The 19,784-nt window shown below is 45.7% G+C and carries 16 protein-coding genes; all 16 read left to right on the top strand.

The genetic code is table 11. The annotated features are described in order from the left end of the window. Positions 1-4: 4 nt before the first annotated feature. The 16 genes from hepC to H6F94_RS09625 all read left to right on the top strand — a co-directional run bounded on the left by hepC (position 5) and on the right by H6F94_RS09625 (position 19,772). A complete protein-coding gene (hepC, locus tag H6F94_RS09700; RefSeq protein ID WP_190802036.1) occupies positions 5-931 on the top strand; it encodes a heterocyst development glycosyltransferase HepC in 927 nt (308 codons plus the stop codon). Between the two features lie 25 nt (positions 932-956). Then, positions 957-2,807, top strand: coding sequence for a heterocyst formation ABC transporter subunit HepA (hepA, locus tag H6F94_RS09695; RefSeq protein WP_190802035.1), 1,851 nt, complete (start codon positions 957-959; stop codon positions 2,805-2,807). Positions 2,808-3,085: 278 nt separating this feature from the next. Continuing rightward, positions 3,086-3,958 (top strand): ABC transporter permease, encoded by an 873-nt coding sequence (locus H6F94_RS09690; protein WP_242041086.1) that lies wholly within the window; start codon positions 3,086-3,088, stop codon positions 3,956-3,958. Continuing rightward, a complete protein-coding gene (locus tag H6F94_RS09685; protein WP_199320319.1) occupies positions 3,958-5,241 on the top strand; it encodes an ABC transporter ATP-binding protein in 1,284 nt (427 codons plus the stop codon). The genes H6F94_RS09690 and H6F94_RS09685 overlap by 1 nt, the downstream gene beginning before the upstream one ends. A 76-nt stretch (positions 5,242-5,317) precedes the next feature. Then, positions 5,318-6,598, top strand: a complete 1,281-nt coding sequence (locus H6F94_RS09680; RefSeq protein WP_190802034.1) for a polysaccharide pyruvyl transferase family protein — start codon at positions 5,318-5,320, stop codon at positions 6,596-6,598. Positions 6,599-6,656: 58 nt separating this feature from the next. Then, positions 6,657-7,583: a glycosyltransferase family 2 protein gene (locus tag H6F94_RS09675; RefSeq protein ID WP_190802033.1), complete on the top strand. Its 927-nt coding sequence runs from the start codon at positions 6,657-6,659 to the stop codon at positions 7,581-7,583. 44 nt (positions 7,584-7,627) lie between these two features. Next, positions 7,628-8,386 (top strand): acyltransferase, encoded by a 759-nt coding sequence (locus tag H6F94_RS32235; protein WP_190802032.1) that lies wholly within the window; start codon positions 7,628-7,630, stop codon positions 8,384-8,386. A gap of 2 nt (positions 8,387-8,388) precedes the next feature. Further along, positions 8,389-9,567 carry a glycosyltransferase family 4 protein gene (locus H6F94_RS09665; RefSeq protein WP_190802031.1) on the top strand — a complete coding sequence of 393 codons (1,179 nt, stop codon included), beginning with the start codon at positions 8,389-8,391 and terminating at the stop codon, positions 9,565-9,567. Positions 9,568-9,653: 86 nt separating this feature from the next. Then, on the top strand, positions 9,654-10,823 hold the full coding sequence (locus H6F94_RS09660; protein WP_190802030.1) for a glycosyltransferase family 4 protein: 1,170 nt from the start codon (positions 9,654-9,656) through the stop codon (positions 10,821-10,823). A gap of 22 nt (positions 10,824-10,845) precedes the next feature. Further along, positions 10,846-12,087, top strand: a complete 1,242-nt coding sequence (locus H6F94_RS09655) for a glycosyltransferase (protein WP_190802029.1) — start codon at positions 10,846-10,848, stop codon at positions 12,085-12,087. Positions 12,088-12,170: 83 nt separating this feature from the next. Continuing rightward, on the top strand, positions 12,171-13,445 hold the full coding sequence (locus tag H6F94_RS09650; RefSeq protein WP_190802028.1) for a glycosyltransferase family 4 protein: 1,275 nt from the start codon (positions 12,171-12,173) through the stop codon (positions 13,443-13,445). 56 nt (positions 13,446-13,501) lie between these two features. Then, a complete protein-coding gene (locus tag H6F94_RS09645; RefSeq protein ID WP_190802027.1) occupies positions 13,502-14,488 on the top strand; it encodes a glycosyltransferase family 2 protein in 987 nt (328 codons plus the stop codon). Positions 14,489-14,541: 53 nt separating this feature from the next. Then, complete coding sequence (locus H6F94_RS09640) at positions 14,542-15,846, top strand: glycosyltransferase (protein ID WP_190802026.1); 1,305 nt, start codon at positions 14,542-14,544, stop codon at positions 15,844-15,846. A 29-nt stretch (positions 15,847-15,875) separates the two neighbouring features. Beyond that, positions 15,876-16,955, top strand: coding sequence for a GDP-mannose 4,6-dehydratase (gene gmd, locus H6F94_RS09635; RefSeq protein WP_190802025.1), 1,080 nt, complete (start codon positions 15,876-15,878; stop codon positions 16,953-16,955). Positions 16,956-17,594: 639 nt separating this feature from the next. Then, positions 17,595-18,575 carry a GDP-mannose 4,6-dehydratase gene (locus H6F94_RS09630; RefSeq protein WP_190802024.1) on the top strand — a complete coding sequence of 327 codons (981 nt, stop codon included), beginning with the start codon at positions 17,595-17,597 and terminating at the stop codon, positions 18,573-18,575. 42 nt (positions 18,576-18,617) lie between these two features. Continuing rightward, positions 18,618-19,772 (top strand): glycosyltransferase family 4 protein, encoded by a 1,155-nt coding sequence (locus H6F94_RS09625; protein WP_190802023.1) that lies wholly within the window; start codon positions 18,618-18,620, stop codon positions 19,770-19,772. Positions 19,773-19,784 lie beyond the last annotated feature (12 nt).

Below are 19,784 nucleotides of genomic sequence, written 5' to 3'. Positions count from 1 at the left end.
ACGCATGACAATCTCCACCAGTCCAACTCTGCGTGAGTATGCTCCTCTTAGCTCCAGACCGAAAAACTACAGTTCACCGGGCTGTATCCTCATTTGGCGACAAGGGCAGCTGTTGGTAAGGCGCTCCGAGAAGTTGCGACAGCCCTATATGCCCGCTTTAGAAAGTGAGGTTTTGCTGGTCGAGTGTCTAAAACATTCACCGGTCCGGCTAGTTCGGTTGGACCCAGATTTAGAGGAAGCCAAGCTAAAGCTATGGGCTGATGCCTGTGCCCAAGCCCAGAAGACAGTGTTTTTGCAAGTGCCACCTGCTGTAGGGTTACCCAGCCAGAGCAGCCCTCTGGGTTGGCAGCTCAAGCGGTTGGTGGATCGGACTGGAGCGGCCGTGCTGTTGCTGCTGCTCAGTCCACTCATGCTGACTTTGGCACTGCTGATTTACAGCCAGACACCAGGACCAATTCTGTTCCGACAGTGGCGTGTAGGAGAGCGGGGACGGCTGTTTCAAGTTCTCAAGTTTCGCACGATGGTTGTTGGGGCAGATCGGTTGCACCATCAAGTGATGGGCGGTCAGACCGGTCTACACAAGCGGGAGGATGATCCCCGCATCACACCCCTGGGCCGATGGTTGCGCAAATATAGCCTGGATGAACTCCCTCAACTGTTCAATGTATTGCGTGGCGAAATGAGCTTAGTAGGGCCTCGGCCTTGGGCTCTATACGATGCAGTTCGCATCAGCTTGCCAGGAAGACAACGGCTGAACGCAACACCAGGTATGACTGGCGCCTGGCAAGTGGGAGCCCGTTCCACCCTTCTAGATTTGGACGCTGTCAACCGCTGTGATTTGGAATATCTCTACAACTGGTCATTGTGGCGAGACTTAAAAATTCTGCTGCTGACGATTCCTAAAGTTCTCTCAGGCTTTGGCGCTTACTAGCCCATCACGAGGATCCAATACATCCATGCACCTCAAGCTGCCTCTACCCGTTCGCAATCTGCTGATAGCCACTGACTTCTGGCAGAAAAACGGCTTTATTCTACGAGAATTTAGGCACTTTCCTCGGATTGCGATTCTGGCGCTGGTGTTTTCCTTTTTGGCTGCGGCATTTGAGGGCTTTGGGGTTGGCTTTATTTTGTCTTTTTTGCAAAATCTAACTAACCCTGAAGCTCAGCCTATCCAAACAGGAATTAATTGGGTTGATATCTGGATTTTGGGAGTTGATGCGCCTATTGCAGAAAGGCTCTATCGTGTTTCTGCGCTGATTCTACTAACCACTTGGCTACGCTCAGCCTTCACCTACTGGAGTAGAGTCTACAGTGAGCTAGCTCAGATTAATCTATCGGACCGAATCCGAAAGCAAATCTTTGAGCAATTGCAGTCTCTAAATCTGAGCTTTTTTGCTAAAAAGCGCTCCTCTGAGCTAATTAACAGCATCACCTCTGAGGTCTATCAGCTTCAGCAAGCGTTCGGTGTGGTTTCTTTCTACATCAACAAAGGCTCGATTTTGTTGGCCTATGTAGTGTCGATGGCTCTACTCTCCTGGCAGCTAACAGTTTTGTCGCTCATACTGTTCAGTCTACTAACTGCGGGCATTTCAACCCTATTGGGGCAGGTGCGCGAGGCCAGTTTTGAACGAACCCGAGCTAGCAATCGGTTTATTGGTGTAGTAATGGAGTTTGTAAGTGGTATTCGCACAGTACAGGCTTTTGCTACCCATGAATTTGAGCGTAAACGGTTTCATGATGCCAGTCTAGATATTGTTAAGTCTGTTGAAAAATCAGTTTCTGTTAATGCTCTAGTAGAACCCCTCTCTGAGGGAGCGGCAACCAGCATTTTGATTGGCATGCTGGTTTTGGCATTCACAATTCTAATTCCAAAGGGACAACTAGGAACAGCTTCGCTGCTGACCTTTCTGTTTGTCCTGTTTCGCATCATGCCAATCATGCGGCAGATGAATGGTGCGCGAGCACAAATCAGCAATTTTCAAGGGGCTCTAGCAAATGTCAGGGAACTACTGAGAACTGATGATAAACCCTATCTGATTGACGGACATATTGCCTTTTCTGGTTTGAGGCGAGCGATTGAATTAGTGTCAGTGGACTTTGGCTACAGCCCAGAACAGCTTGTCCTTCAAAATGTGACACTAACTATCAATCGGGGGGAGATGACAGCTCTGATTGGTGCCTCAGGAGCGGGTAAAACAACTTTGGCCGATCTAATTCCTCGCTTCTACGATCCCGCTCTAGGCATGGTTCTGATTGACGGGGTGGATCTGCGTGACTTCAAAATCAACACGATGCGCCGTAAATTGGCAGTTGTTAGCCAAGATACCTTTATCTTCAATACGTCAGTTCGCAACAATATTGCTTACGGCATTGAAGGGGCGGATGAGGCTGCAATCTGGGAAGCGGCTCGTCAGGCCAATGCTCTGGAGTTTATCCAGGAGATGTCAGAAGGCCTTGATACACAACTGGGAGACAGAGGGGTCCGGCTATCAGGGGGGCAACGCCAACGCATTGCGATAGCTCGTGCCCTACTACGGAATCCTGAAATTCTGATTTTGGACGAAGCAACCAGTGCACTGGATTCTGTTTCAGAGCGGCTAATTCAGGAATCGATAGAGAAGCTCTCTGTTGGTCGTACGGTGCTTGCCATTGCCCATCGCTTATCCACGATCTCTCAGGCTAATAGGGTAGTGGTCATGGAGCAGGGCCGCATTGTTGAGCAGGGAGGTTATCAGGAGTTATTAGCGAAGCGTGGCGAGCTCTGGAAGTATCACCAGATGCAGTATGGAATTGGTCCTGTAGGCTGAATCGAAAATCTATTGCTTCTTCCTAAAAACCCTAGAGATTCATTGATCGTTGAGTGCACAAGCTTTATTCTGTCAGCTTCCTAAATTTACAAAAAATTTATTCAAACGGCTGGGAATTGCATTTCGATGCTGTTTTCGAGTTATTTCCGGTTCAGATGTAGAATTTTGTGAATTGGGAAGTAGAAAGTTAAAGCAATTATCTTCGTTCGAGTTTTACTAAACCGATACTAATTGAGCCTTTAGTTGATTCTTGACAGCCATTCTGTGAGGATGCAGGGTTGAAACCAGTTCATCGTCCTAATCGAGTGACTCCCAGAGTCCGCTACACGCCAGATAATCAGTTGAAGGATCCCATCGGATTGTTTAGGCAAATGGGACGCGACTTGCTAGCGAGCCGCGAACTAGCTTGGCGTTTGATGGTACGTAACATCAGTGCTCAGTACCGACAGTCAATTCTAGGCGTAGCCTGGGCAGTACTACCAGCCGTTTTGACCGCAGCGATTTTTACAGCGGCAAGCAGTGCCAAAGTCGTGAATTTGGGCACAACAGATTTGCCCTATCCAGCTTACGTGGCCTTCAGTATGACGCTATGGCAGACCTTTGTCGAGGCGCTACAGGGGCCATCAATGGCTGTTGCCTCCTCAAAGGGCATGATGGCTAAGATTAACTTTCCGAGAGAAGCGATCATCTTAGCGAAGCTGGGTGAGGTGTTGTTTAACTTCTCGATCAAGTTGATCCTGATCGTCCTGATCTTTCTGGTGTTTCGGATTCCTGTTGGTTGGTCAGCCTTGCTGGCTCCAGTGGGTTTAATCCATATGGTTATGCTGGGGACTGCTGTAGGCTTGTTGATCGCTCCAATGGGTGGTTTGTACCAGGATTTCAACAAAGGGATCACCCTAGCTTCGACGGTCTGGATGTTTGCAACTCCAGTGCTTTACGCTAAACCTTTTACTGGGACGTTTGCTGAGGTTGTGAAATACAATCCTGTGACGCCCCTACTGATTACGACTCGCGAGTTAGCAACTACTGGAATAATCTCTAATCCCCAAGGATTCTGGATTTCGAGTGCTCTTGCCTTCTTCGGCTTGTTGCTGGCATGGCTTGTCTACCGTCTATCGATGCCCTTTGTCATTGAACGGATTAGTTCCTAATGTCTAGCGGAATGATTGCTACAGAAACGGTTACCAAGACTCAAGACCAGGAAGTCGTTCTCTCGGTGCAGAACATCTCCAAAAAGTTCTGTCGAGATTTAAGTAAGTCCTTGTTCTACGGAACCAAAGACATGCTTACTGAGTTAGTAGGCGGACGTAGAAAGAGCGATACCCTGCGTAAAGGAGAGTTTTGGTCGCTGAGTAATGTCAGTTTTCAACTTCGTCGAGGTGAAACTCTAGGACTGGTTGGTTCAAACGGTGCAGGTAAATCAACGCTTCTGCGCGTCCTCAGTGGTTTGATCCGACCGGATGTAGGACTAGTAGAGGTGAATGGTCGATTAGCACCTCTAATTGCTCTGGGGGCCGGGTTTAACCCTGTTCTAACAGGGCGGGAGAATATCTACGCCAACATGTCAATCTTGGGCTTAGCTAACCGCGAAATCAACGAAAGATTTGATGCAGTTGTGGAGTTTGCTGAGATTGGTCATGCTATCGATGCACCTGTGCAAAGTTATAGCTCTGGGATGGCTGCTCGTCTCGGCTTCTCCTGCGCTATCCATACCGAGCCCGATATTCTGCTAATTGACGAAGTTTTGGCAGTCGGTGACAGCCGGTTCCGGGCTAAGTGTCTGCGCAAGCTCCACGAGCTAAGACAGAAACAGACTGCTTTTATCCTGGTTAGTCACAACGCTCATACCATCCTAACGGTATGTGAGTCCGCCATCTACTTGAAGAAAGGCGCAATGATAACTGCTGGCGAAACGCCAGCCGTGGTGAACCAGTACGAGAAGGACCTTTTCTTCGATGGTGTAGAGAAAGGTGTTGGCCCCAAATTCTTCGCTGAGAAACCTGAGAGTGAGAGTACTGGTTTAGATATCACCGGTGTTGTCTTCCGAAACGGACAAGGTGAAATCGTTGAAGCGCCAGTCAGTGGAGAGCCTGCCTATATCGGTATCAGCTGCAAAGCCCGACGTAAGCTTGAGAATGTCGGGGCTTCGCTTGTAATTAAGGGACTTGGTGAAGGCGGTGAAGCAGTTCTGCTCATGAATAGCCTTGGCGATAAGCAAGTGATGAATTTTTTGCCTGGAGATCACGAAATTCAGGTTCAGATGCCTTATCTCGGCTTAAAGCTAGGGGCCTATACCCTAGATATATTTCTCAAAGAGAACGGGCTATATGCTCTTGACGAAGTTGAAGCCTTTGTATTTACGGTTGAAGGTGAGGAGAGTGTAGGTAGGGGGCTGTTCTATCAGCCACGAGAGTGGAAAGTAGTTGCTGAATAAATTCTTCCTGAAACCTGAATTTAATCTTCTCTCAGTTCTGCCAAGCTGACGTAAACTGCCGAGTTGAATTATCTCGATGAGAATTTTTGTTGAACAGAGCGGTTATCCTCTACTAAACATGGGGGATCTAGCAATGCTTCAAGTTGCTGTGTCAAGGCTGAAGAGCTTATGGCCTAATGCCTTAATCGAAGTGTTGACAATCTCACCCGAACTACTCACCCGATCTTGTCCACAGGCGAACCCAGTTTTAACAAAAGGTCAAAAAATCTGGCTTGCTCCGATTTCAAAGGGCCTCTACAAGAGGTCGCCTAAATTCCTTGGGGTACATTTATCAGAATTGGAGTGGTGGTTTCGTTGCAACTGGCCCTCTGTAACTAAGCTTCTAATCCAGAAGAGGCTTAAGAAAAACTCTAGCCAAGATGACTTAAAAGATTTTGAATTGTTCTTAGAAGCCGTTGAAAAAGCTGACTTGGTTGTTGCCGCTGGAGGAGGATATATCACAGACACTTTTGAGCAGAAGACTAGAATAACCTTAAGCATTTTGGGATTGGCAAAGCGCTTGGGTAAGCCAACTGTAATGTTGGGACATGGCTTAGGTCCGTTGCAGAAGCCGGAGTTACGTCACAAGGCCAAAGCAGTGCTTTCCTCTGTGGATCTAATTTCCCTTCGAGAGAAGCGGGCAGGAATTCAACTTCTTAATTCACTCAATGTTCCACAATCTCATGTTGTTGTTACAGGAGACGATGCCATTGAGATGGCTTATGAGGCTCGATCCGAAGAAATAGGCGGCGGAATTGGGATTAATTTAAGAGTTGCTGAATATTCAGGAGTGAACACAGGGGTTGTCGAGGCTATTCGTTTGGCGTTGCAAGAGTTTGCAATTCAGAAGAACGTTCCTCTGCTTCCAGTGCCTATAGAGCTACGCCCTCCTGACTCTGATGTCGAAACTATTCAGAAGCTTTTAGCCGGCTACGATAATGCCTCTGACGGAGGGCAAAGCCTCAATACTCCCCTTAAGGTGATCCAGCAAGCTGGCCGGTGCCGCGTCGTAGTTACAGGAAGTTATCACGCTGGAGTTTTCTCACTATCTCAGGGAATTCCTATTATTGGTTTAGCTAAATCTGCTTATTACAAGGACAAATTCTTGGGCTTAGCAGATCAATTTGGGATTGGTTGCGAAGTGGTTCTACTGGACGATGAGCAACTGCAACAGAAATTGACAGCTAGCATCAATAGGGCATGGTGTACTGCCGATGAAGTTAGACCTCAACTTTTAGCAGCTGCAAAACGACAAATTAACTTAGGTCACTCTGCTTATAAGCGAGTTCATGAGTTGATTGAATCCCGTCGCTCATAGGCTCTCGCGTGAGACCCGTTACTTCAAGTTGTCTGTGTAGAGCTATTAATTTCCAACAATGACCTCACGGATCTCTGCTGTCATCTGCACTCTCAATCGCGCTGAATACTTGCGTAAGGCGATTCATAGCCTATCGCAGCAAACCCTGCCACAGGAGAAGTACGAGATCATTGTCGTTGACAATGGCTCAACAGATAATACGAAGGCTGTGGTTCAAGAATTCCAATCTCTTACAAATTTACGGTACCTCTATGAGCCAATAAAAGGGCTATCTCGAGCTAGGAATACCGGATGGCGCAACGCCTCGGGCGAGTACATTGCCTACTTGGATGATGATGCAGTTGCTTACCCTCAATGGTTGGAGAAAATTGTCGAGGCTTTTGACACAGTCAAGCCTCAGCCCGGCTGTGTGGGGGGTAAGGTCTCGCCTATCTGGGAGGCTCCGAGGCCAGCTTGGATGCCTGACAGCCTATTAAAGTTTTTCACTATCGTCGATTATTCTGAGAAACCCATTACTTTAAACTCTAATCAATGGATTGCTGGAGCTAACATCTCTTTCCCTAGGCATCTTCTAGAAGCTATCGGTGAATTCCAGACTGGTCTTGGCAGAACTGGCAAAAAGCTGTTGTCAATGGAGGAGAACTTACTTCAGGAAGAAATTAGGAAGCGAGGATACCATTGCTACTATCATCCTGAAATTGCTGTCAATCATCACATACCAGCCTCACGATTAACTCAAGAATGGATGTCTCGTAGGCTCTATTGGGAGGGAATTTCTGCTGCAATTGCTAAAACTCAGCGGGAGTCTCTCTCAAATACTATACGGTTGAAGCTGGGGGTACGTGCGACCCGAAATCTGCTGAAATCACCTAAGAAATTGGCTCGTATGTCGCTTCCAGCTGACAACTCGGAGCGTTTTGCCTTAAAGTGTATGGCTCTTCAGGAGGTTGGCTATATTGCTGGCATGCTCGGGGTAGTTAAGTAATGCTCGTCGTCTGAAAGTCAGGCTAAGGCCAGGATGTTGTAGCTATGAAGATCTGCTCATCTAACTATCGTAGAGCGTTTTCACATTTGAACGAGTTAGCTCTGTTTTGGTACTACTTGTTTAATGGAAGTCGTCGAAACGTACGTGGTAGCAATAACCTGCTCCTAGTAGATCAGCAAGCTCTCTCTCTTACCTTAAAGAACGTATCTTTCAAAATAACAGGTAATGAAAACACTGTAGTCATAGAAAAAGGGGCACGTATTTCCAACACAAGGATTACTATCTCTGGCTCTCGTAACAAGCTAGTTATCGGAGAAGGGTGTAATATCGGCCATCTGAGCACTAGTTCTCTGTGGATAGAGGATCATGATTGTCAGATGTTCATTGGTAAGGGAACGACTATCGGAGGAGCAACTATCGGAGTCTCTGAGCCATATTCAAAAGTCACTATTGGTAATGACTGTATGTTTGCTCACGGGATTGATATTAGATGTGGAGATTCTCATTCGATTATTGATCTGAGCTCTAATCAACGGATCAATTTTCCTAAGGACGTGCATATCGGAAGCCACGTATGGATTGCAAGAAATGCGCAGGTTTTAAAGGGTGTCACCATTGGAGAGAATAGTGTGATTGGTACTGGCTCAGTCGTCACGAAGGACGTTCCTCCAAACAGTATCGTAGCAGGTGTACCTGCTCGTGTTTTGAGAACTGGAGTAACTTGGGCCAGAGAGAAAATATACAGGGAGGCTGTTACCTCACACGATGAGCCTGAGACGGCTATCAGTCTCCCTATCAACTAGAGATGAATACGATGCGTCACCAATTGTCTAGTCAACGATTTTTGAAGGGTGCAGTTTTCTCTCTGTATCAACTAGCAAAAATCTCTCAAAAGCTTGGCTCTGTTAGCAGCAGTCGTTCTCTTCATTCTGTTGCACATATATCTTCTACCTACTTCAGCGACTATTCTCAAATTGGTGGTGGTGAAAGATATGTTACGAGCCTTGCAGAGGCGATGGCCAATTATGTTGACACTGTCCTAATTAGCTTTGGACCAACGCGAAAAAGTCTCAAGCAAGGAAAGCTCAGGCTTGAAGTTTATCCTGCTTCTGGAGCAGTGACTAATCCCACCTCATACGGGTTTCTTCAAGAACTAATCAATGTTGATCTGGTTCATTGCCACCAGTATAGAAAGAGTGTCACAAATCTAGCTATTGCTACTAGTGCAGCGTTAAGAAAGCCTGTCTTCGTGACTGATCATGGGGGTGGGGGTAGCAAAATCTCGGATGCAATACCTTTGTCTAAGCTGCTCAATGGTTTTCTTCTGGTCTCTGATTTCTCTGCAAAATCCTTACCTTCTACAAAAACATCCAAAGTTATTTATGGAGGAGTTAGCAACAAATTCATTGCCGAAGAGACATATCGAGAAAAAGATAAAAGAATACTGTTTGTCGGACGGTTACTCCCACACAAAGGCGTCAACTACCTGATTGAGGCAATTGATGAGAACGTCCAGTTGGACATCGTTGGCAGAGCTTATGATGAACAATACTTTGCTTTACTACAGGAACTATCTAAAGGGAAGAAAGTTAAGTTTGTCACTAGCGCAAATGACAGTGAAATTGTAGAGACTTATCAAGGCGCGCTTGTAACAATATTGCCATCAGTATACGTAGATGTTAACTCAAACCAACATGTTGCCCCAGAATTACTAGGTTTAGTTCTTCTAGAGAGCATGGCCTGTGGAACCCCTGTGATTTGTACAGATGTTGGCGGTATGCCAGAGATTGTAGAGGATGGAGTCACTGGCTTTGTCGTACCACCTAACGACCCAACAGCACTGAGAGAGCGGATTAACTGGCTAGTTAATAATCCTGAGGCTGCCCTACAGATGGGCCAAAGGGCACGAGAACGAGTCATTGAGAAGTTTACCTGGGACAGCGTGGCTAAACGCTGCTTAGAAGCTTATCGTCAATCAGCTTAGAGGTCTTACTCCTGTAACTGATGAACAACCCTGTTTCCACAATAGGCGTCAGCAAGTTGGACTCTTTAGCTTATGAGGCTGAACCTATGAGGCTACTATTTATCATCCCCTCAACAGCTCGCGGTGGTGTGGAAGAATACACTTTGACCATGACTTCTGCTGCTGTCCGTGAGGGACTAGAAGTTCATGTAGCATTTCCTAAAGCAGAGGGGACTGTGTCTCTAGTTAAGGATTTACTTGCTAACGGTGTGCAGTACCATCAGCTAGAAATTCCAGAATACACCGCTGGTAAACTAGCGACAGTCAGAAAATACCTACCGTACTTTGTGCGGACTGTTTTTCTGCTCCAGAAACTCAAGCCTAATGTTGTGCAAATCGTTCTCCCTAATCCTGAGCATTGCCTAGGAAGTATTCTAGCTTGTGGTTTTCTAAAAATACCAACCGTCGTTCGCTTCGGTCTTGTTCATCGTCAAATATCATTTAGCAATGTTAAGCTCAAAGCTTACGCCTGGGCAAGAGCTCGAAATCAGCGGTGGCTTGCTATCTCGGAGAACAATCGGCAACTAGTCTGCAAATCTTTTGATGCCTCTGAAGATACGGTATCTCGAATTTATAACGGCTCAAGAATATCTCTTGACTCTGAAAAGCTAGAGACGGATCGGCAAACCCTACGGGCGGAGATGTGCCAAGAACTAGGAATAGCCACTGATAGCAAGATTGCTCTCACAGTTGGACGTCTCGATTTTCAGAAGGGGTATCAAGATTTAATCCCAGTAATTCCTCATGTTGTCAAAGAATTTCCAGATTTGAAGTTTATCTGGGTTGGTGAGGGTGAGTTGCGAGAGAGGTTGGTTGACTCAGTCCAAGAATATGGAATCACAGAACACGTTTGTTTTCTGGGCTACCGTTCTGACATAGGTCGTTTGCTGACAACTGCCGATCTCTTTGTCTTCCCAACACGCTTTGAAGGTGGTCAATCCTTTGCACTAGCAGAGGCTATGGCATATGCCCTGCCAATCGTAACCTCGAAGGCTAGCGGCATTCCAGAAGTGATTGAGCATGGAGTTCATGGTTTACTGTTCCGCGTAGCTGACAGCTGTGATTTGATGGAAAACCTGCGTTGGGCACTCAGCCATTTAGAACAGATGCAGGAAATGGGCTGGAAAGCCAAATTACGATCTCAAGAGTTCTCCGAGGCAAGAATGATTCGAGAAACACTAGATCTCTGGCAGAAGGTAAGCTCTAGTCTCGACTAACCCAAACTACTTGGTGAATGTAATGAAAGTTGGCTACTTGCATATTGGTGTACCGCAGAGCCACGAAAGCGGGGTGCGTCGCTATGGACGTTTTCTAGCTGCTGAAGCACATGGGCGGCCTGAACTGACGGTTATCGAGGTGGAAGTCACCCTAACTGAGAATTTAAAACACAACCACAAGTTGTTAGCTAATGCTGCTCAACAGCTTTCAGACGCGGACATCATACATATTCAGTATAACAATCGAACTTGGGGCCATAGATGGTCGCAAGTCGTTAATCTATGGAATTTTATTCGCCATTGCTCACGTCCCTTAACTGTTACCCTTCATGACGTTTTTGTCGATTACGCACTAGCAGCTAAACTCATTTGTCTTTATCGACGGCCTAAAGTTTCACAAGTAGACACGGAAATAGCATCCAACCTAAACTATTCCTCACCTGAAACGTTGAGTTTTAGAAGTGTTATTCGACAAGGCCGTAAACATCTGCCTGAAACTTTGGCCTTTCTTCTGCTATTTAGCCGGGTGAAGCTGATGTTTGTTTGTACAGAACAAGAGGCACAACGGCTTGACAATCTGATCTATGATTCCAAATTAAAGATAGTACCTCACTTTGTTGAAAATCGAGCCATTCAAATTACACCGGCGGAGGCTCGAAAAGCTCTGGGACTGGAGAGTTGCAAAACAGTTGCAGTCCAAGGATTTATCTATAGTAGAAAGGGACATCGACTGTTGATTGAGGCTCTTCCACAACTACCAGAGGATGTCCAAGTCATTTTTGCAGGAGGTCCTAGCCCCAATTCTGAGAAACTGGTCGAGGAATTAATTACTCATGCAGAAGCTCAAGGATTAGGCCATCGACTCCGAGTCACTGGATACTTGTCTGAGGCAGATCTAGAACGTTATCTGATTGCAACCGACTTGGCGATTTGTCCCTTTGCAACCACTTCAGCCTCAGGCTCCCTGGCTACCTGGATCTCTATTGCCCGTCCAATCCTGGCTTCTAACCTTCCTCAAGTTGAGGAATACAACAGGTTGGAGCCTGGGGCTATCAAAACCTTCGAACCTTATACGTCGGAAGCTTTAGCTCAAGCCATCAAGCATTGTTTGTCTTCTTGCCAAGAAGGTGAAGCTCCAGCAGTCGCAAGGCTACGGCAAAAGCTATCGATATCAGTCATTTTTGACAAACATTTGAAATGTTACGAAGATGCCCTTAACGGCTCCGCTTCAGTTCCAATGCAAATGCAGTCGATGAGTCAATAGACAGCTCGATTGGTAGAATTCGCAACGCCCAGAAGAAACATACGCCTCATAACAAAAGGGCTAAAAACAAGAGGCTGGTAGCTATGACCACAAGAGAAATGCGCACACTCTTTATCACTAGAAGCTTCCAGTATCCGCCTGTAGGCGGTGCTCCACTTCGGGATTGGCAAAACATTAATGCCATGATGAAGTTTGGTCCTGTAGGCATTGTTTTTATCTCTACTAATGTAGAGGAGGCAAACTCTCCAGCAGAATCTCCTCCTGGTGTTTCTTTCTTAAGCAGACACTATGTCAACCATAGTCTACTCTCCTTTCGTGAGAAGTTAGGGCGTCGGCTTAGGCAACTACAGTGGCTGATCACTCGTGACCATCCCTATACAGATATTAAACACTACTTCTACATAGAAAGTGTTGCTCAAGAGCTGGATAAGATACTGGCAGAATTTCAGCCTCACCTTGTCGTGTTTGAAGAGCTGTGGCTTTACGCTTATCTCCCAGTAATTAAGCGGCATAAATGCCAAATTATTCTTGATGCTCATAACGCAGAAACTGCCATGCTCCACGAATCAATCAGAGCAGAAGCAAATCAAGATTCGCAGGTAAGACTGAAACAGAAAAAGCAGCTTGCCAAGCTTGAGTCCATAGAACGTGATTTTGCTCGACAAGTTGACCAAGTATGGGCTTGTAGTGCTCAAGATGCAACTCTCCTTCGTGAACTTGCTGGCTTAACTAAAACGGTTCATGTTGTTCCTAACGGAATTAACTTGGAAGCTTACGAGAGCTTGCAATTGGGCAAATTTAATCTTCCAGATGGTCTGAAGCCACAACCCTTGACGCTCATTTTTCCTGCTTCTTTTCAGTACAAACCTAACGCAATGGGGGCACAATTACTGCTCGAGAAAGTTTTTCCTCTCGTCAAAAAAACGTATCCAGAGAGCAGGCTCCTGTTAGTAGGTGTAAATCCAACCCCAGTTATGTTAGAAGCTGCGCAACAGGATTCAGACATTATAGTCACGGGTAAAGTTCCAGATATGCTGCCTTATCTGGCAGCATCAAGTATCGTAGTCGTCCCTTTATTGCAGGGTGGAGGTACCCGCCTAAAGATCCTAGAAGCTTTTGCTGCAGGTCGTGTGGTTGTCAGCACCTCAAAAGGGGCAGAGGGTTTAAATGCACAGAATGGAGAACACTTACTTATTAGCGATAGCCCTGAAGAACTTGCCTCTGAAATTTGTAAGATTTGGTCAAATCCAGAGCTAGGAAAACTGCTAGCTAGTTCTGCCTACCAGCTTGTGAAAGCTGAGTATTCTTGGGAAATGGTCAAGTGCCACATAGAGCAAGCAATAGGAAAACTGCTTTAGGACTCTAACTATTGCAGTGCAAACAACAAAACTCCACCTTGATTAGAGAGCAAACTATGGACTCATCTCCAAACGAGCAGAATAGCCCTGCTGTTTCTATCGTGATACCTCTGTACAACAAAGGTAAATATATTGCTCGGGGCTTGAACTCCATTTTGGCTCAAACCTATAAAAACTTCGAGATCATTGTTGTTGATGATGGTTCTACTGATCAAGGGCCAAGCATCGTCAGTTCCTATACAGATCCCCGAGTAAAATTAATCTACCAAGCCAATGCTGGTCCTGGAGCAGCGCGTAATCGAGGGATTGCAGAAAGCACTGCTCCTTTGCTTTCATTTTTAGATGCGGATGATGAATGGGCACCAGAACTTCTGGAAAGGTCGATCCAGCATCTGCAAGACCATCCGGATTGTGCTCTAACTGTCTTAGGTCGTTATCTAGGAGCTGAGCGTACTAGCTGGGAGCTAGAGGCTCAACGCTTTGGCATCACACGAGGGCCTTGGAGATTACCAACCCGAATGGACGCCCGCCTGATGAAACGAGCCATTGACTTCTTTCATCCAGGAGCAGTGGTGTGTCGCCGCGAGGTTCTTGAACGCTTTGGAGGCTTCTATGCCAAGGATCGCTGCAACTACGGTGAAGATGTATATCTATGGGTGCAGATCATCCTTAATTACAAGATTTACCGCGATCCTGCTCCGCTGTTCTGGTGGCACACAGAAGCCTCAGAGATTTCGGCCCACAGCAGCCGCAAGATTTTGCCCCCTTGGCCTATGCTAAGTGACCCAGAGCCTCTGCGAAAAGATTGCCCCGCTGAGTACCGGACTTTGCTAGAGCAATTCTTAGCGTATCTCGCCCTAGTTGCAGCGTTGCGTTGCATTAACTCTGATGATTCTAAAACCGCCCATCAATTACTAAAGCAGTATCCTCTAGTGCGTAGCCTACGGCGGGATTATCTAGGTGCTCAATTAGATATTCTGCTAACATCTTGGCCTGGATTACGGGGACTGATCCGCAGAGTCGCATCCCTTGTTCCTTCCTGATAGTTGAGTGGATGAGATGAATATAAACATCAGTGACGAGGCAAAACGCTCCCATGAAAATCGCGTTCTTTGTCGGGGAATTTCCCTCGCTATCACAAACTTTTGTCCTGAGTCAAATCACAGGACTTATTGATCGGGGACATGAAGTTGATATTTACGCGGATGCAGCAGGCAATACAGTTAAAATGCACCCTGACGTAGAGAAATATAGATTGCTGGAGCGAACTTATTACTTACCTGATGTTCCGGACAACGGCGCTCTACGAATTTTATACAGTCTTAAACTTCTGCTTTCTAACTATTTTCTAGATCCGGTGGTTGCATCAAAAGCACTGAATGTCTTCAAATATGGAAAAAAAGCTGCATCTTTAAAACTGTTATACGCATCATTGCCATTTTTTAAGAGACGACCATCGTACGACATCATTCAGTGTCACTTTGGTTTATGTGGTGTCAAAGCTATGCTGCTAAGGGACATTGGAGCTATCCAAGGTAAGTTAGTAACAACGTTCCACGGAGTAGACATCAGCGGTAACCTCCGTAAATTCGGCAACCATATTTATGATCAACTATTCGATAAAGGAGACTTTTTCCTGCCTATTAGCGAACACTGGAGACGTCGGCTAGTGGAGCTAGGCTGCAACGAAAAGAAAATCGGCGTACATCATATGGGGATCGATTGCAGTAGGTTCAGCTTTAAACCTCGACAGATGCATGACGACGGTTGTCTACGTTTAGTCACAATTGCTCGGCTCGTCGAGAAAAAAGGTGTTGAGTATGGTATTCGTGCTGTTGCTCAGCTTGCTAAAAGAGGACACTCTGTTGAGTACACTGTTGTGGGCGACGGCGACCTGCGACAAGATTTAGAGCAATTGAGCCAGAAACTAGATGTCAGTCACATTGTCAAATTGCCTGGTTGGAAACAACAGCCAGAAATTATCGAGATTCTCACTGGCTCTGATATTTTGCTTGCACCAAGTGTAACAAGTGGAGATGGTGATCAAGAAGGTATTCCTGTTGTTTTGATGGAGGCAATGGCTCTTGGTCTACCAGTTCTCAGCACTGAGCATAGCGGTATCCCTGAATTGGTTAAACATGGACATTCCGGCTTCTTGGTTCCCGAACGGGACGTGGATGCTTTGGTTGATAAGCTAGAGCTACTAATTGCCAATGCAGATGCTTGGGCGAGCATGGGTAAGTCTGGACGAGAATACGTAGAACAGTACTATGATATTCACAAACTTAATAATCAGTTAGCAGAAACTTATGAGCAACTACTAGCCGAAACGGTGGGCATGACCACTCAGAACAGCGTTTCTAAAGTGTTAGACCCGAGTCCATCTTCAAGAATCCTTTAAGCCATTCGTTCACTCAATTATTAGGAACCATGACTCAACCTAAGCGAGCACTGATTACCGGCATTACAGGCCAAGATGGTTCTTATTTAGCAGAACTACTGCTGGAGAAAGGTTACCAAGTTCATGGTGTTATTCGACGGACCTCTACATTCAATACTGATCGCATTGACCGAATCTACCAAGATCCTCATACCTCAGATGCTCGTCTATTTCTACACTATGGCGATTTAACTGACGGTACTACACTGCGACGCATTATAGAAGAGGTTCAGCCTATTGAAATCTATAATCTTGGCGCTCAGTCCCACGTACGCGTCAGCTTTGATACGCCGGAGTATACAGTAGACGCGACTGGTATGGGCACTCTGCGGTTACTTGAAGCAGTCCGAGATTATCAACAACGGACCGGCAGTGAGGTGCGTTTTTATCAAGCTGGTTCCTCAGAAATGTTTGGTCTGGTACAAGCTGTTCCTCAAAAGGAGACAACACCTTTCTACCCCCGCAGTCCCTATGCCTGCGCTAAAGTTTACGCACACTGGCAAACCGTCAATTACCGCGAGTCCTATAGCTTGTTCGCCTGCAATGGCATTTTGTTCAACCACGAAGGTCCGCGTCGTGGTGAGACCTTTGTAACTCGTAAGATTACTCGCGCCTTGGCACGCATTGTTGCTGGGCAACAGAAAAAGCTCTACTTGGGCAACTTGGATGCCAAACGAGACTGGGGCTATGCCAAAGACTACGTCCAAGCTATGTGGTTAATGCTGCAGCAAGAGGAACCCGATGACTATGTGATTGCCACAGGCGAAACCCATTCAATTCGGGAGTTTCTCGATGTTGCTTTTGGGATAGCTAACCTGGATTGGCAGAAGTATGTTGAGATTGATCCGCGCTACTTTAGACCAGCAGAAGTTGAACTGCTGTTAGGTGATGCTAGCAAGGCCAGAACGAAACTAGGCTGGCAGCCGTCAGTAACCTTCAAAGAGTTAGTCGAGATCATGGTCAACGCTGATCTTCAGGCTTTAGGAGGTTTAGAGGGCTCAAATGGAAACGGAGGCTGTGATGTAGCCTTCATTCGTCAGACTGCCTCTAGCAACCGTGTTCAGGAATAAGTAGAGCTAGAACATCCCATAAGAGCTAATATCGCAAGGTATGAAACTGATGGGCATAAAAACTAACTCCGCGAAAATTTCAACAACGAGAAAACTCAAAGAGGTTTTGCATGAATTTCTAAGACAACTAGAGAGGTTTGATCAGTGTGTTTTGCTTGACTATCCTGGTCATCACAATATCGGAGATCACTTGATCTGGCTCGGAGCAGTATTGTTCCTAACGGATACCTTCAAGGCTAGAATTAGCTATGCTGGAGGGAGACACAGCTTCTCGGAAGCAGCAATCGACAATTTGAAACCTTGCCCTATTATTCTAAATGGTGGTGGCAACCTAGGAAATATTTACCCACGGTTGATGATGCCTCCAAACTCGATATTGTCGTCCAAGAGTTACTAGAATATCCTTTAGTAGCAGCTCAAGGTCAAATTGGTAAGTAATTGGCTCTACATCCTCTGCTGCCATTTGAGCTATCTGTCTACTGGTATAGCCAGATCAGGTGAGTATGACACAAGCATAATGGATAGAACCTACGGGACCTTTGGTTTCTAAACCAGCTACCGCTGATAATCTTGGAACCTAGCTGAGATTGTTACATAATGTCTAGTAACATAGGTAAGTCCAGAAGTTCCTAAAAACACATGAAGAAAGCACTGATTACTGGTATCTCTGGGCAGGATGGCTCTTATTTGGCAGAGCTGTTGCTTACTAAAGGCTATGAAGTGCATGGCGTTGTCAGGCGGCAGGCTGTTGAGGATCCATCCCGTCAACTATTCAACCTTGAAACCATTAAAGATCGAGTAGTTCTGCACACTGCTTCTTTGGATAACCACTTATCCTTATACAAAGTAATTCGTGAGGTACAGCCAGATGAATGCTACCATCTAGCTGCTTCTAGCTTTGTGAGTTACTCATTCGACGATGAATCCTCAATTTTAACGAGTAACTTTAATGGTACACACTATCTGCTAGCTTCCATTAAGGAAATAATTCCCGAGTGCCGTTTCTTTTTTGCTGGTTCTAGCGAAATGTTCGGGCGAGTTTTAAGCGCTCCTCAAAATGAACTAACTCCTTTTAATCCTCGCTCAGTCTATGGCATTTCCAAGCTGGCGAGTTATCATCTTGTACGTAATTATCGTAATCAATATGGAATCTTTGCCTGTACAGGAATTCTTTACAATCATGAGTCGCCTCGACGAGACTTCAAGTTTGTGACACGCAAAGTAACTTCTACTGCAGCTAAAATCAAACTTGGGCTTGAAAACAAACTTTATTTGGGCAATCTAGAAGCTCTGCGCGATTGGGGTTATGCCCCAGACTACGTTGATGCAATGTGGTTGATGTTACAACGCTCAGCGCCCGAAGATTATGTAATTGCTTCTGGTACTAATCATTCAGTACAAGAGTTCGTTGACTGTGCTTTTAGGTGTGTAGGACTTGATTTTCGTGACTTTGTCGAACTTGATCAGCGATTTTATCGTGAGGGTGAAACAGTGCCACTATGCGGAAATAGCTATAAGATTCGAGAAGAACTAAACTGGAAAAGCGAGAGAAAGTTAGAAGACATCATTAAAGAGATGGTTGAGAATGATCTTAGGCTTCTCTCAGGCGACAGGCTGTAACAGTCTATAGAGATTGCAGAAATCAGGTAGGTTAAATAATTCATGCACATCATTGTTACAGGAAACGAACTGTCTTCAACCCGTGGTGGGTCTGAGTTAAGTCTGTTCGATGTTTGTCACAGCTTGTCTAAGCGGGGGCACCGTATTAGTCTGCTTTACGTCAACGAGGGAGACTTGCTTAAAGACTACTATAGCTTTTGTGATCAGGTTATTAGGATTCATGGCTATAGATTTAATCGCAAATCACTCGCCTCATCTGTTCTAAATTTTCTGTCCGACATATCTAAGGTTCCAACTAGTCAGAATAGTGTCATTTACAGCAACGGTTACAATGAGGTGTTCTTCGGCTCCACTGCCGCCTCATATAAAAATATTCCGTTTGTTGTCCATCTTCGCTTGCCACCACCTGAAGAGAAAATTTATCCGTTACGCCAAGCTGGCTTGAAAGGCGCTAAACAAGCTATTGCGCTTACGAAAGTAAAAAAATTTATTGCTGTCTCTAATCAAACAAAACTCGACTGGAGTAATGTCGGTATTGAAAGGGAGAGAATTGAGATTGTTCATAATGGAATTAATCTAGAAGCTTTCAAGCCCTCAGATAATCTGACTGCTCGCAGAGATGACCTTGGTATCTTGAGAAATACCAAGGTCATTTTATATGTGGGAAGACTCGATAGAGTCAAGGGAATTGAAACTCTAATGAGAGCATTCTCATTGCTTCTGAAAGAAGGCCAGAGCGACAAGCATTTGCTGATCGCTGGAAAACCTTTACTCCAGGACGGAGAATATGAAGGCGAATTAAAACGGCTGTCGATCGAGTTAGGAATAGATCGAAAAGTAACTTTCCTTGGTCACGTTCAAAATCCAAGTTCTCTTTATCGGGTCAGTGACGTTACAGTTTTGCCTAGCCTCTGGTCGGAACCCTTCGGGAGAACGATTATTGAATCAATGGCTTGTGGCACACCTGTTGTAGCTAGTAAAGTTGGAGGAATTCCTGAAATTTTGACCAGTGAATTTCAGCATTTTCTTTCTCTACCTGGGGATGAAGAAGACCTGTTTAGAATTTTGAGTCGAACTATAGATTGGAAAAACACAGATCCTCAACTAGGCGAGAGAAGCCGTGATCATGTCTTACGCAATTTCAGCCTTAGTGGGACTGTAGATGGAATTGAAAAAGTACTGCTGAGCACTACCTAACCAGGATTTTCT

Source organism: Leptolyngbya sp. FACHB-261 (assembly GCF_014696065.1).
Classification (GTDB): domain Bacteria; phylum Cyanobacteriota; class Cyanobacteriia; order FACHB-261; family FACHB-261; genus FACHB-261.
The sequence above is the reverse complement of the archived record's forward strand: the minus strand, read 5'-3'. Positions and strand labels throughout refer to the sequence as shown.